This is a genomic window from Streptomyces sp. BR1, from assembly GCF_052373795.1.
Taxonomy (GTDB): Bacteria; Actinomycetota; Actinomycetes; order Streptomycetales; family Streptomycetaceae; genus Streptomyces.
In genome coordinates, this window is sequence record NZ_CM126252.1 from 4,823,527 (window position 1) to 4,837,493 (window position 13,967).

General features: G+C 71.9%; 8 protein-coding genes. All 8 read left to right on the plus strand.

Annotation, left to right across the window (positions count from 1 at the left end; all coding sequences use genetic code 11):
• Positions 1 to 12: 12 nt before the first annotated feature.
• The 8 genes from mreD (at position 13) to ACT1U9_RS20965 (ending at position 13,949) form a co-directional block, all read left to right on the plus strand.
• The gene (gene mreD / locus ACT1U9_RS20930) at positions 13 to 687 is read left to right on the plus strand and encodes a rod shape-determining protein MreD (RefSeq protein ID WP_444534212.1); all 675 of its coding nucleotides are present in this window, start codon (positions 13 to 15) and stop codon (positions 685 to 687) included.
• A gap of 16 nt (positions 688 to 703) precedes the next feature.
• Entirely contained in the window at positions 704 to 2,935 is a 2,232-nt protein-coding gene (mrdA, locus tag ACT1U9_RS20935; protein WP_444534213.1) for a penicillin-binding protein 2, read from the plus strand.
• A gap of 4 nt (positions 2,936 to 2,939) precedes the next feature.
• The gene (gene rodA / locus ACT1U9_RS20940) at positions 2,940 to 4,130 is read left to right on the plus strand and encodes a rod shape-determining protein RodA (RefSeq protein ID WP_444534214.1); all 1,191 of its coding nucleotides are present in this window, start codon (positions 2,940 to 2,942) and stop codon (positions 4,128 to 4,130) included.
• A gap of 103 nt (positions 4,131 to 4,233) precedes the next feature.
• Positions 4,234 to 5,763, plus strand: a complete 1,530-nt coding sequence (locus ACT1U9_RS20945) for a CYTH and CHAD domain-containing protein (RefSeq protein WP_444534215.1) — start codon at positions 4,234 to 4,236, stop codon at positions 5,761 to 5,763.
• Between the two features lie 88 nt (positions 5,764 to 5,851).
• Positions 5,852 to 7,780 carry a TIGR03960 family B12-binding radical SAM protein gene (locus tag ACT1U9_RS20950; protein WP_188278077.1) on the plus strand — a complete coding sequence of 643 codons (1,929 nt, stop codon included), beginning with the start codon at positions 5,852 to 5,854 and terminating at the stop codon, positions 7,778 to 7,780.
• Between the two features lie 63 nt (positions 7,781 to 7,843).
• Positions 7,844 to 8,830 (plus strand): hypothetical protein, encoded by a 987-nt coding sequence (locus tag ACT1U9_RS20955; protein WP_444534216.1) that lies wholly within the window; start codon positions 7,844 to 7,846, stop codon positions 8,828 to 8,830.
• Positions 8,831 to 8,962: 132 nt separating this feature from the next.
• On the plus strand, positions 8,963 to 9,739 hold the full coding sequence (locus ACT1U9_RS20960) for a TIGR03936 family radical SAM-associated protein (protein ID WP_444534217.1): 777 nt from the start codon (positions 8,963 to 8,965) through the stop codon (positions 9,737 to 9,739).
• Positions 9,740 to 9,974: 235 nt separating this feature from the next.
• Positions 9,975 to 13,949, plus strand: coding sequence for an Rne/Rng family ribonuclease (locus tag ACT1U9_RS20965; protein ID WP_444534218.1), 3,975 nt, complete (start codon positions 9,975 to 9,977; stop codon positions 13,947 to 13,949).
• Positions 13,950 to 13,967: the final 18 nt, after the last annotated feature.

Sequence of the window (13,967 nt, forward strand, 5' to 3'; positions counted from 1 at the left end):
GAGCTGATCCAGATGCGCATCAACAGGGTCGTGCTGTCCTCCGCCCTCATCGTCGTCGCCCTCGTCGTCCAGGTCAGCGTGCTCGCGCGGCTCCAACTGCCGGGCGCGGTCCCGGACCTGGTGCTGCTCACCGTGCTCGGCCTCGCTCTCGTGTACGGGCATCTCGGCGGCGCCTTCATCGGCTTCGGCGCCGGGCTGCTCTCCGACTTCGCGCCGCCCGCCGACCACGCGGCCGGCCGGTACGCGCTGGTCCTGTGCCTGGTCGGCTACGCCGCCGGGCTCGCCAAGCCCGACCACGGCCGGCTGCGCTCGGCGACCGGGCCCATGGTCGTGGTGGTCTGCGCGGCCATCGGCTCCACCCTGCTGTACGCGGGTGTGGGCGCCCTCGTCGGCGACACCGCGGCCCGCCATGTCGGCCTGGTGAACCTGCTGTTCACGGCCGCCGTGTACGACCTGCTGCTCGCGCCGTTCACCGTGCCGCTGATCATGGCGCTCGCCAGACGCGCCGAGAACGATCCGCTCGCGGAGACGTCCGGCGGCCCGGCCAAGAGCAGTTCCTTCGCCACCGGCTGGCTCTCCGGCGGCACGGGACTCCGTATCGGCAACCAGCGAGGCGGCCTGCGCGTCAAGGCCGCCCGCAACCGCGCGGCCCGGGCCGGCCGCATCAAGGGCGTCAAGCGACTGTGAACCAGGGGGCCACGGCGTGAGCAACATCCCCGAGACGGGCCGCACCCCCCGGGTGCAGATCCGGCTCATCATCATCCAGGTCCTGGTCTTCTCCCTGCTGCTCACGCTCGGCGGGCGGCTGTGGTACCTCCAGATCCGCAACGGCCAGGAGTACACCGACGAGGCCAAGAACAACCACGTCCAGCAGGTCGTCCAGCCCGCCGTGCGCGGCGCGATCCTGGACGCGCGCGGCGTGCCGCTCGCGGACAACGAGACCCGGCTCGTGGTCTCCGCCTCCCGTACGGACCTCACCAAGATGCCCGACCGGGGCAAGGCGGTCCTGACCCGGCTCGCGGGCGTGCTCGGCATGAAGCCGCAGGACGTCATGGACAAGATCCGGCTCTGCGACGCCAAGACGCCCAAGCCGTGCTGGAACGGCTCGCCGTACCAGCCGATCCCGGTCACCGACAAGGCGACCACCCAGCAGGCGCTCCAGATCCGCGAGCGCTCCGAGGACTTCCCCGGCATCTCCGCCGACCCCACCGCCGTGCGCCGCTACCCCTCGCCCGGCAAGGCCAACACCTCCCAGGTGCTCGGCTATCTCTCGCCGGTCACCGACGACGAGATCGTCAAGGCGAAGAGCACCGACTCGCCGTATCTGCGCTCCGACATGGTGGGCCGCTCGGGCCTTGAGCGCACGTACGACAAGCAGTTGCGCGGCAAGGCCGGGGTCACCCGGTACGAGGTGGACAACCTCGGACGCGTCATCGGGCAGGCGCAGAGCGACAAGGCCGAGCCCGGCGCGAACATCGTCACGTCGATAGACGCACGGGTGCAGGCAGTCGCCGAGTACGAGCTGGACTACGCGATGAAGGCCGCCCGTACACAGTTCGACAAGATCACCAACGAGAACTACAAGGCGGACTCCGGCGCCGTCGTCGTGATGGAGGCCAAGACCGGCCGGATCGTCGCGATGGCGTCCGCGCCGACGTACGACCCGAACGTCTGGGTCGGCGGCATCTCCGGCAAGGACTACCAGGCGCTCACCGGCAAGGACAGCGACTACCCGCTGCTGAACCGGGCCATACAGGGTCAGGCCGCGCCCGGCTCGACCTTCAAGGTGGTCTCCACGGCCGCCGCCGTCGAGGCCGGCTACAAGTGGGACGGCGGATACCCCTGCACCAGCTCGTACTCCGTGGGCGGGCAGGTCTTCAAGAACTTCGAGGGCGAGAACTTCGGCCCCATCTCGCTGGGCCGCGCGCTTGAGGTCTCCTGCGACACCGTCTTCTACGGGCTCGCCGACAACGAGTGGAAGAAGGACGGCGGGATCAACCCGAAGAAGGGTGAGCCCCAGGACTACTTCTACAAGGCGGCCCACCAGTTCGGCCTCGGCAAGCCCACCGGCGTGGACCTGCCCAACGAGGTCACCGGCCGCGTCCCGGACCGCCAGTGGAAGGAGAACTACTGGACGGCCAACAAGGACGGCTGGTGCAAGTCCGGCAAGAAGGACGGCAGTTACGTCGAGAAGATCGCGTACGAGAACTGCCTCGAAGGCAACAAGATGCGCGAGGGCGACTCGATCAACTACTCCATCGGCCAGGGCGACACCCTCGTCACCCCGGTCCAGGAGGCCATGATCTACGGGGCGCTCGCCAACGGCGGCACCATGCACGCGCCGACCATCGGCAAGGCGATCGTCAGCGCCGACGGCAAGACCGTCCGCGAGATCAAGCCGAAGGTCAACGGCAAGCTGCCGATCACCCAGGACACCCTCGCCGGGATGAACAAGGCGCTCGCGGGCGTCGTCACCGCCGGTACCGCCGCCTGGAAGTTCCAGGGCTGGCCGCAGGACAAGATCGAGCTGCACGCCAAGACCGGCACCGCCGAGGTCTACGGCAAGCAGACCACGTCGTGGCTCGCCACGTACTCCAAGGACTACACGGTCGTCATGACGATCGCCCAGGCCGGTACGGGTTCCGGCGCCTCCGGTGAGGCCGTGCGCAAGATCTACGAGGCGATGTACGGCATCGACGACGCCGGCCACCAGGACCTCAAGAAGGCCCTGCTGCCGCAGCCCGAGCAGTCCCTGCCCAAGATCCAGCCCGACGGCTCGATCGACGCGCCCACCGTCACCGCCTACGAGCGGCCGGTCGCCAAGGCCTCCGACCAGCCGACGCCCGACGGGCAGCCGCAGCAGACCCCCGCCGGACAGCCGCAGCAGAACACCACGGCCACCAACACCGACAACCGCAACGGCCGGAGGGACTAGCGCCATGGCAGGCTTCTCCGTCCAGCGCTACGCCCCGCAGCGCTCCACCTTCGCCAAGATGACCGCGCGCGACTCGGTGCTGCGCCGGCTCGACTGGCCGCTGCTGCTCGCGGCCCTCGCGCTCTGCTTCATCGGCTCGCTCCTGGTGTGGTCCGCCACCCGCAACCGCACCTACATCAACCAGGGCGACCCGTACTACTTCCTGATCCGGCACGCCATGAACGCCGGCATCGGCCTCTGCCTCATGACCGGCACCATCTGGCTCGGCCACCGCACCCTGCGCGGCGCCGTGCCCGTCCTGTACGGGCTGGCCATCCTGATGCTGCTCGCGGTGCTCTCGCCGCTCGGCGCCACCGTCAACGGCGCGCACTCCTGGATCGTGCTCGGCGGCGGATTCTCCCTCCAGCCCTCCGAGTTCGCGAAGATCGCCATCATCCTGTGCATGGCGATGCTGCTCGCGGCCCGGGTGGACGCGGGCGACCAGGCCCACCCCGACCACCGCACGGTGATGAAGGCGCTGGGCCTGGCGATGGTGCCGATCGGCTGCATCATGCTGATGCCCGACCTCGGCTCCACCATGGTCATCGTGGTGATAATCCTCGGCGTGCTCCTGGCCTCCGGGGCCTCCAACCGCTGGATCTTCGGCCTGCTCGGCGCCGGAGTGGTCGGCGCCGTCCTGGTCGCCTCGCTCGGGATACTGGACAAGTACCAGATCAACCGCTTCGCCGCGTTCGCCAACCCCAACCTCGACCCGGCCGGTGTCGGCTACAACACCAGCCAGGCCAGGATCGCGATCGGCTCCGGCGGCCTCACCGGCACCGGCCTGTTCAAGGGCTCCCAGACCACCGGCCAGTTCGTGCCCGAACAGCAGACGGACTTCGTCTTCACGGTCGCGGGCGAAGAACTCGGCTTCGTCGGCGCGGGCCTGATCATCGTGCTCATCGGCATCGTCCTGTGGCGCGCCTGCCGCATCGCCCGCGAGACCACCGAGCTGTACGGCACGATCGTGGCGGCCGGCATCATCGCCTGGTTCGCCTTCCAGTCCTTCGAGAACATCGGCATGACGCTCGGCATCATGCCGGTCGCCGGTATCCCGCTGCCGTTCGTCTCGTACGGAGGATCGTCGATGTTCGCGGTCTGGGTGGCGATCGGACTGCTCCAGTCGATCAGGGTGCAGCGCCCGATAACGGCGTAGTGGCGGTGCAGTACGGGGCCCTGGGCGCGAAGGGTGTCGGATCGGACGAAATGGCCGGTCCGGCGCTCTGCCCAGGGCCCGTTTTCGCGTCTAGATTCAATTCATGGCGGAGACGAAGCGCGAGATCGAGCGGAAGTACGAAGCCACCGGCGACGAAGTGCGCCTGCCCGACCTGACCAGGGTCGCGGACGTGGCGTCCGTCGTGGACAAGGGCGTGGCGGAGCTGGACGCCGTCTACTACGACACCCCGGACCTGCGCCTGGCCGCGCACGCGCTCACCCTGCGCCGCAGAACGGGCGGCGACGACGCGGGCTGGCATCTGAAGTTCCCGGTCGCCACCGGCATCCGCGACGAGATCCGCGCCCCTCTTTCCCCGACCGTCCCGCGCGCCCTGGCCGCCCTGGTGCGCTCCCTCGTCCGCGACACCCAACTCGCCCCCGTGGTACGGCTGTTGTCTTCCCGTGACGTACGCCATCTGCTGGACGAGGACGGCGCCCTGCTCGCCGAGGTGAGCGTCGACGCGGTGCGGGCGGAGCGCCTGCCGCAGGCCGATGGTTCGCCCACGGCCTCGTGGACCGAGATCGAGGTCGAGCTCGCCGACGACGCCGACCCGGCCCTCCTCGACCGCGTCGAAAAACGCCTGCGCAAGGCGGGCCTGCGCCCCTCGGCGAGCGCGTCCAAGCTGGCCAGGGCGCTGGCGGAGACCGGCCTCGGCCGCCCGGCCGAAGACACCCGCGAGAGCGGGAAGCCCACCGCCGGCACGCACGTCCTCGACTATCTGCGTGCCCAGCGCGACGCCCTGGTCGCCCTCGACCCGGCGGTCCGGCGCGATCTGCCCGACTCCGTGCACCAGATGCGGGTGGCCACCCGCCGTCTGCGCAGCGCCTTCCGCTCGTACGGAAAAGTCCTCGACCGGACCGTCACCGACCCCGTCGGCGAGGAGCTGAAGTGGCTCGCGGCGGAGCTCGGGGTCGACCGGGACCAGGAAGTGCTCACCGAACGCCTCCAGAGCCGGATCGCGGCCCTGCCCCGCACGCTGCTGCTCGGCCCCGTGCGCGGGCGGCTGCGCATCTGGTCCGTCGCCCGCCGCAGCGGCTCGCGCCGCAAGACCATCGCCGTCCTGGACAGCAAGCGCTACCTCGTCCTGCTCGACACCCTCGACGCCCTCCTCGACGGCCCGCCGCTGCGCCCGGCCGCCCGCCGCCCGGTCGCCGACGTCGTGCCCAAGGCCGTGATCAGAGACTACGACCGGCTGGCCGGACGGATAGAGCACGCCCTCGCGCTCGACCCCGGCATCCCGCGCGACCTCGCCATGCACGACGCCCGCAAGGCCGCCAAGCGCGCCCGCTACGCCGCCGAGGCCGCCACCCCGGCGCTCGGCGGGCCCGCGAAGAAGTTCGCCAAGCGGATGAAGGCCGTGCAGACGGTGCTCGGCGACCACCAGGACAGCGTGGTGGCCCGCGAGGCCCTGCGGGGCCTCGCCGTCCAGGCGCATCTGGCGGGCGAGTCCGCGTTCACCTGGGGACTCCTTTACGGACAGGAGGCCGCGACGGCGGCCGAGCGCGAGCGGGAGCTGCCCGAGGTGTGGGCGAAGGCGTCCAGGCCCGTACTGCGGGAGCGGCTCATGGCCTGAGCCGCCCTGGTTCCGGCGGGCGAGGAGCGCCTCGCGAGCGGGTTACGCTAGAGAGTCGCCCCCTGCCAGCTCACGAAAGTTCGTCGAGATGACTGCCGCCGAATCGGTCTTCCCACAGCTCGAAGCTCTGCTCCCGCATGTGCAGAAGCCCATCCAGTACGTCGGCGGTGAGCTCAACTCCACCGTCAAGCCGTGGGAGGAGTGCGACGTCCGCTGGGCGCTCATGTACCCGGACGCGTACGAGGTGGGCCTGCCCAACCAGGGCGTCATGATCCTCTACGAGGTGCTGAACGAGCGCGAGGGCGTCCTCGCCGAGCGCACGTACAGCGTGTGGCCGGACATGGAAGCCCTGATGCGCGAGCACCAGGTGCCCCAGTTCACGGTGGACTCGCACCGGCCGGTCAAGGCGTTCGACGTCTTCGGCCTCAGCTTCTCCACCGAGCTCGGCTACACCAACATGCTCACGGCCCTGGAGCTCGCGGGCATCCCGCTGGAGTCCAAGGACCGCGGCATCGACGACCCGATCGTCCTGGCGGGCGGCCACGCGGCCTTCAACCCCGAGCCGATCGCGGACTTCATCGACTGCGCGGTTATCGGCGACGGCGAGCAGGCCGTGCTCGACATGACCACGATCATCCGCGCGTGGAAGGCCGAAGGCCGTCCCGGCGGCCGCGAAGAGGTCCTGTTCCGCCTCGCGAAGACCGGTGGCGTGTACGTCCCGGCCTTCTACGACGTGGAGTACCTGCCCGACGGCCGTATCGGCCGTGTCGTCCCGAACAAGTCGGGCGTGCCGTGGCGGGTCAGCAAGCACACCGTCATGGACCTCGACGAGTGGCCCTACCCCAAGCAGCCGCTGGTCCCGCTCGCGGAGACCGTCCACGAGCGGATGTCGGTGGAGATCTTCCGCGGCTGCACCCGCGGCTGCCGTTTCTGCCAGGCCGGCATGATCACGCGCCCCGTGCGGGAGCGAAGCATCACCGGCATCGGCGAGATGGTGGACAAGGGTCTGAAGGCCACGGGCTTCGAGGAGGTCGGCCTGCTGTCGCTGTCCTCTGCCGACCACACCGAGATCGGTGAGATCGCCAAGGGCCTCGCGGACCGCTACACCGAGGACAAGATCGGCCTGTCGCTGCCGTCGACCCGTGTGGACGCGTTCAACGTCGACCTCGCCAACGAGCTGACCCGCAACGGCCGTCGCTCGGGTCTCACCTTCGCCCCCGAGGGCGGCTCCGAGCGCATGCGCAAGGTCATCAACAAGATGGTCTCGGAAGAGGACCTGATCCGTACGGTCGCGACTGCCTACGGCAACGGCTGGCGCCAGGTGAAGCTGTACTTCATGTGCGGCCTGCCCACCGAGACCGACGAGGACGTCCTCCAGATCGGCGACATGGCGGTCAACGTGATCGCCAAGGGCCGTGAGGTCTCGGGCCAGAACGACATCCGCTGCACGGTCTCCATCGGCGGGTTCGTGCCCAAGCCGCACACCCCGTTCCAGTGGGCCCCGCAGCTGTCGGCCGAGGAGACGGACGCGCGCCTGGAGAAGCTGCGCGACAAGATCCGCGGCGACAAGAAGTACGGCCGCTCCATCGGCTTCCGCTACCACGACGGCAAGCCGGGCATCGTCGAGGGCCTGCTCTCGCGCGGCGACCGCCGCGTGGGCGCGGTCATCCGCGCCGTGTACGAGGACGGCGGCCGCTTCGACGGCTGGCGCGAGCACTTCTCGTACGACCGCTGGATGGCGAGCGCGGAGAAGACGCTGCCGTCGTTCGGCGTGGACGTCGACTGGTACACGACGCGTGAGCGCACATACGAGGAGGTCCTGCCCTGGGACCACCTGGACTCCGGTCTCGACAAGGACTGGCTCTGGGAGGACTGGCAGGACTCGCTCGACGAGACCGAGGTCGAGGACTGCCGCTGGACGCCGTGCTTCGATTGCGGCGTTTGTCCGCAGATGGACACCAGCATCCAGATCGGCCCCACGGGCAAGAAGCTGCTCCCGTTGACGGTCGTCAAGTAACCGCTCGATCACGGAAGGCCCCGCACCGCAACGGTGCGGGGCCTTTGCCGCGTCTTGACGTCCATGGAACTCCAGCAGCAGCCGCCGAGGCAGCCCGAGGGCTGTCCGACCGTGGCGATCCGCGTCCCCGTACGGATCGTCGTCCTGGTCCTCGTCGTGCCGGTCCGCATGGTCTGGGACGTCCTGGCCGCCGCGGCCCGCGCCCTCCACCGCACGATCCTGCGCCCCGTGGGCCGCGCGCTGTCCTGGCTGGGCCACACGCTGATCGTGCTCCCGCTCATGTATCTGGGGCGCGGTCTGGCGTGGACGGGGCGGGTGTTGGTGGTTGTGCCGCTGGGGTGGCTGTGGCGGTGGCTGGTGGTGCCGCTGTGGCGGTACGGCGTGGCCGCTCCGGCGAGTTGGGTGTACCGGTACGTCCTCACTCCGCTGGGCCACGGCGTCGCCTGGCTCGCCGCCGGAGGGTGGACGGGTCTCTCGTGGGTGGCGCGGGGTATCGGGGTGGTCCTGTCCGCGATCGGAACCGCCCTCGTTCGGGTGGGTTTGATCTTGATTGTGGTACCTGTCGGGTGGTTCTGGCGGCGGGTGCTGACGCCCGTCGGGCGCGGGATCGCGGTCGTCGCGCGGGAGGTCGGGGACGCGTTCGGGCACGCCTGGCGGATCGCCGGGCAGATTTCGCGGGCCGTCGGGCGCGGCCTGAAGTGGCTCGGGTGGCAGCTGGTCGGGCGGCCCGTGCGGTGGGTGTGGCGGAGCCTGTGCGCGCCGGTGCTGCACTGGGTGCGGGACACCTTGTGGGCCCCGGCGGCCCGGGCCGCGGCCGTCGCCGGACGGGCCGCGCGCGAGGCGCTGGGCGCGGCCGGGCGTACCGCGCGCGAGGCGCTCGCATCGGCCCGCGACACCGTGCGCCAGGCCCGCGCCGATGCCTGGCGGGCGCTGGTGGGCGGGCCGCCCCGGGAACCGGCACCGCATCCGGCGCGTACTCTGGGTCGTACAACTACTGCCTCCGACGCGGTGGCCGCCCCCGAGATCTCCCTGCGTAAAACGGAGGGATGAGCCGGGCGGCGCGCGGGCTGTGACCGGAGGGCCCCCACAGGACAGGTGGGCGGCGCCCACCGCGCCCGCCCCGCACGAGGAGAAGAACCACTGGGCAAGCGACAGCCCGAAGGCCCGCCGCCCGCACCTGCGGTGCAGCGCATCCGACTGCGCTACACCAAGCGCGGCCGCCTCCGGTTCACCAGCCACCGCGACTTCCAGCGCGCCTTCGAGCGCGCGCTGCGCCGCGCCGAGGTGCCCATGGCGTACTCGGCGGGCTTCACCCCGCACCCCAAGGTCTCGTACGCGAACGCCGCCCCCACCGGCACCGGCTCCGAGGCCGAGTACCTGGAGATCGCGCTCACCGAGCACCGCGACCCGGCGACGCTGCGCGAGCTGCTCGACGAGTCGCTGCCCGCCGGGCTCGACATCACCGACGCAGTCGAGGCCCGCACCTCCGGCCTCGCCGACCGGCTGACCGCCTCCGTCTGGGAGCTGCGGCTCGAAGGCGTGGCCGTCGAGGACGCCCACAAGGCCGTCGAGACGTTCCTGGCCGCCGAGACCGTCGAGGTCCAGCGCCGGACGAAGAACGGTATGCGCACCTTCGACACGCGCGGCGCCGTCGTCGAGCTCCAGGCGCTTCCACAGGCTGATAGGCCGGTGGACAAGCCCTGTGCGATACTGCGCCTGGTGGTACGGCACCTGACACCTGCCGTGCGACCCGACGACGTCCTGTCCGGTCTCCGAGCTGTGGCCGACCTGGCGCCGCCGGTCCCCGCAGCGGTGACCAGGCTGGCGCAGGGGCTCTTCGACGAGGAGTCCGGCACGGTGACCGACCCGCTCGCGCCCGACCGCGAGGCAGCCCCGGCCGCTCCACCCAAGGCCGCCGGGACGGCTTCTGCGACGGCGCCGGAAGGTCCAGCCGCGTAAGGGCAGTCGTTGTAGCGCAGCCCTGGTACTCGGGAGCCACCTGGGTCGGGCCGCGCACTGACCAGGAGACTTTCGCCAGGCCGTGCGTATATCGCGGACGGAACCGGCGAGCCGGACATACAGCTCCCGTGCGGCGCCCGCGCCCCGGACGACGGCACCCGCGCACATCACGCGGTCGTGCCGCCGGACCGGACCAAGGCGCGGCGCCCGGGAGCGTGACGGGAGCTACGCCCGCATGCTTGAGAACGAGAAGAACGAACCCGGTGTGACCGGGGACGACAACAGCCCCAGCGACACGCTGCCGCCGCGCCGCAGGCGCCGCGCGGCGTCGCGGCCCGCCGGTCCGCCGGGTGCCGCCACCGGCGACGCCCCCGAGGCGACCACCGAGCCGGCCCCCGTGGCCGAGACCCCCGCAGTTGCTGACGCCGCCGAGCCGGAGGCCGCTCCGGCGCGTCCGCGCCGCCGCGCGACCCGTAAGGCCACCGCTCCGGCGGGTGCGCCCGTGGTCGAGGAGACCCCGGCCGCCGCCGAAGCTGAGGTACCTGCTGTCGCTGACGCCGAGCCCGAGGCCGCTTCGGCCCGTCCGCGCCGCCGCGCCACCCGCAAGGTGACCGCGCCCGCCGCCACCGCCGAGCAGGCCCCCGAGGTCGTCGAGGCCGCTCCGGTCGTCGAGGCCGAGGCCGAAGAGCCCGCCGCCCCCGCCCGTACCCGCCGTCGCGCCACCCGTAAGGCCACGGCCCCCGCCGGTGCGCCCAAGGCCGCCGAGGAGGCCGTGGAGGTCGTCGAGGCCGCCCCGGTCGCCGTCGAGGCGGAAGAGGCCGAAGAGGCCGAGCCGGTCGTCGAGGCCGCCCCGGCCCGTACGCGTCGCCGTGCCACCCGTAAGGCCACCGCGCCCGCCGGTGCCCCGGTCGTCGAGGAGGCCCCGGGCGCCCTCGGTGCGCCGGCCGCCGTCGCCGCCGAGGACCCGGTCGCCTCCCCGGCCGAGGAGGCCGCTGTCGCGGCCGCCGCCGAGGAGAGCGCGGCTCCGGCGCGCACCCGTCGCCGTGCGACCCGTAAGGCGACGGCTCCGGCCGGTGCGCCCAAGGCCGCCGAGGAGATCGTCGAGGCCGTTGTCGAGGCTCCGGTCGCCGAAGAGGTCGTCGCCGAGGAGCCCGTCGAGGACGAGGCGCCGCGTGGGCGGACCCGTCGCCGTGCCACCCGCAAGGCCACCGCGCCGCAGTTCACGCCGGCCGCCGCCGAGGCGGCCCCGGCGAAGGAGCCGCAGGCCGAGGAGGCCGCCGAGGAGCCGGTCGGCCGGTCCCGCCGCCGCGCCACCCGCCCCGCCGTCGCCGTCTTCCAGGCGCCGGTCTTCCACGAGCCGATGTTCCAGACCCCGGAGACCGCCGCGGCCGCCGCCGCGCGCGCCGCCGTCGAGGTCGAGGACGAGACGGAGGCCGAGGAGGAGGCCGTCGTCGAGCAGGCGGAGCCGCAGGGCCCCTCGCGCCGTCGCCGCCGCCGTCGCGGTGAGAGCGCCGAGGCCGCGCCCGAGCCGCAGGCCCCCGTGGTCGAGGTCGTCGAGGCTGCCGAGGAGGAAGCGGAGGAAGAGGCCGAGGAGGCCGCCGAGGAGCACGAGGACGACCGTCCCTCGCGCCGCCGCCGCCGTGGTGGCCGCCGCCGTCGCCGGGGCGAGTCCGCCGGCGCCGAGGGCGAAGAGGGCGCCGAGGAGGCGGAGTCCGAGGAGTCCGCCGAGGCCGAGAGCTACGAGGACGAGGACGAGGAGGCCGACGGCACCCCGTCCGCCGCCGGTACCAGCAGCAGCCGCCGTCGTCGCCGGCGCCGTCGCCGCAGCGGTGACGGTGGCGACCACGAGGCCGGTACGGGCTCGGACGACCCGGAGCGTACGGTCGTCAAGGTCCGTGAGCCGCGCCCGGCCCGCGAGAAGGCCGAGCCGTCCGACGAGGTGCAGTCCATCAAGGGCTCGACCCGTCTGGAGGCCAAGAAGCAGCGTCGCCGCGAGGGGCGCGAGCAGGGCCGCCGCCGGGTGCCGATCATCACCGAGGCGGAGTTCCTGGCGCGCCGCGAGGCCGTCGAGCGCGTGATGGTCGTCCGCCAGAGCGGCGAGCGCACCCAGATCGGCGTCCTGGAAGACAACGTGCTCGTCGAGCACTACGTCAACAAGGAGCAGGCCACCTCGTACGTCGGCAACGTCTACCTGGGCAAGGTCCAGAACGTGCTGCCGTCGATGGAGGCCGCCTTCGTCGACATCGGCAAGGGCCGCAACGCCGTCCTGTACGCCGGTGAGGTCAACTTCGAGGCGCTGGGCATGGCCAACGGGCCGCGCCGCATCGAGGCCGCGCTCAAGTCCGGCCAGTCGGTCCTGGTGCAGGTCACCAAGGACCCGATCGGCCACAAGGGCGCGCGTCTGACCAGCCAGGTCTCGCTGCCCGGCCGCTACCTGGTGTACGTGCCCGAGGGCTCGATGACCGGTATCAGCCGCAAGCTCCCGGACACCGAGCGCGCGCGGCTGAAGACCATCCTCAAGAAGATCGTCCCCGAGGACGCGGGCGTCATCGTGCGCACTGCCGCCGAGGGCGCGAGCGAGGACGAGCTGCGCCGCGACGTCGAGCGCCTCCAGGCGCAGTGGCAGGACATCCAGAAGAAGTCCAAGCAGATCTCGACGTCCGCGCCGAGCCTGCTGTACGGCGAGCCGGACATGACCGTCCGCGTCGTGCGCGACATCTTCAACGAGGACTTCTCCAAGGTCATCGTCAGCGGTGACGAGGCCTGGGAGACCATCCACGGTTACGTCTCGCACGTCGCCCCGGACCTCACGGACCGGCTGTCGAAGTGGACCTCCGAGGTCGACGTCTTCGCCACGTACCGGATCGACGAGCAGCTGATGAAGGCGCTGGACCGCAAGGTCTGGCTGCCCAGCGGCGGTTCGCTGGTGATCGACAAGACCGAGGCGATGATCGTCGTCGACGTCAACACCGGCAAGTTCACCGGCCAGGGCGGCAACCTGGAGGAGACCGTCACCAGGAACAACCTGGAGGCGGCCGAGGAGATCGTGCGCCAGCTGCGGCTGCGCGACCTCGGTGGCATCGTCGTCATCGACTTCATCGACATGGTCCTGGAGTCCAACCGGGACCTGGTGCTGCGGCGCCTGCTCGAATGCCTGGGCCGCGACCGTACGAAGCACCAGGTCGCCGAGGTGACCTCGCTCGGCCTGGTCCAGATGACCCGCAAGCGGGTCGGCCAGGGCCTCCTTGAGTCGTTCTCCGAGACCTGTGTCCACTGCAACGGCCGCGGTGTGATCGTGCACATGGAGCAGCCGACCTCGGTCGGTGGCGGCGGCAACGGCAAGCGCTCGAAGAAGCGCGGCCGGGGCGGCGCCGGTGAGCACGACCACGCGCACGAGCACGAGGTCGTCGAGGCCGAGGTGGACGGCGAGGTCGTCGAGACCGAGGCGGAGGTGGCGGCCGAGGTCGCGGCTCCCGTCGCGCTCGCCGAGCCCGCGTTCGTCCCGGACGAGGAGCTGTACAGCAGCGCCGCCGAGGCGGAGGCCGCGGCCCGTGGTGGTCGTTCGCGCCGCCGGGCGACCCGCAAGGCGTCGGCTCCGGCCGGTGCGCCGCGCCGGGCCGCCGAGCCGGTCGTCGAGGCCGAGCCGGTCGCGGAGCCCGTTGTCGAGGCCGAGCCGGAGCCGAAGGCCGTCACGGTCGCGTCGTTCATCGAGGACGAGGCGCCGCGTGGGCGCACCCGTCGCCGGGCCACCCGCAAGGCGACCGCGCCGGCGGGCTCGCCCGCCGCGGCCGAGCCGGTCGTGGTGGCGGAGCCCGAGGTCGTCGTGGTCGAGCCGGTCGCGGAGCCTGTCGTGGCCGAGCAGGTCGTCGAGCCCGCTGTCGAGGAGGCGCCCGTCGCCGCCGCGCCGCGTGCCCGTCGCCGGGTGACCCGTAAGGCCACCGCGCCCGCCGGTTCGCCCTCGGGTGCGCAGGAGGCCGCGGTGCTCGTGGTCGAGTCCGCCCCGGTCGTGGTCGCGGAGCCCGAGGCGGAGGTCGCCGAGGAGGCGGCCCCGGCCAAGAAGACGGCCCGCAAGGCCGCCAAGAAGGCCCCCGCGAAGAAGGCGGCCGCGAAGAAGACGGCGGCCAAGAAGACCGTGGCGAAGAAGACGACCGCGAAGAAGGCGGCGTCCAAGAAGTCCGCCGCAGCGGAGTCGGCCCCGGCCGAGAGCTGAGCGACGGTCAGGTAGTAC

Excerpts from the sequence above, each read along its gene's own strand:
- mreD (WP_444534212.1), top strand. The coding sequence starts at position 13 with ATGCGCATCAACAGGGTCGTGCTGTCCTCCGCCCTCATCGTCGTCGCC.
- rodA (WP_444534214.1), top strand. The coding sequence starts at position 2,940 with ATGGCAGGCTTCTCCGTCCAGCGCTACGCCCCGCAGCGCTCCACCTTC.
- ACT1U9_RS20945 (WP_444534215.1), top strand. The coding sequence starts at position 4,234 with ATGGCGGAGACGAAGCGCGAGATCGAGCGGAAGTACGAAGCCACCGGC.
- ACT1U9_RS20950 (WP_188278077.1), top strand. The coding sequence starts at position 5,852 with ATGACTGCCGCCGAATCGGTCTTCCCACAGCTCGAAGCTCTGCTCCCG.
- ACT1U9_RS20955 (WP_444534216.1), top strand. The coding sequence starts at position 7,844 with ATGGAACTCCAGCAGCAGCCGCCGAGGCAGCCCGAGGGCTGTCCGACC.
- ACT1U9_RS20965 (WP_444534218.1), top strand. The coding sequence starts at position 9,975 with ATGCTTGAGAACGAGAAGAACGAACCCGGTGTGACCGGGGACGACAAC.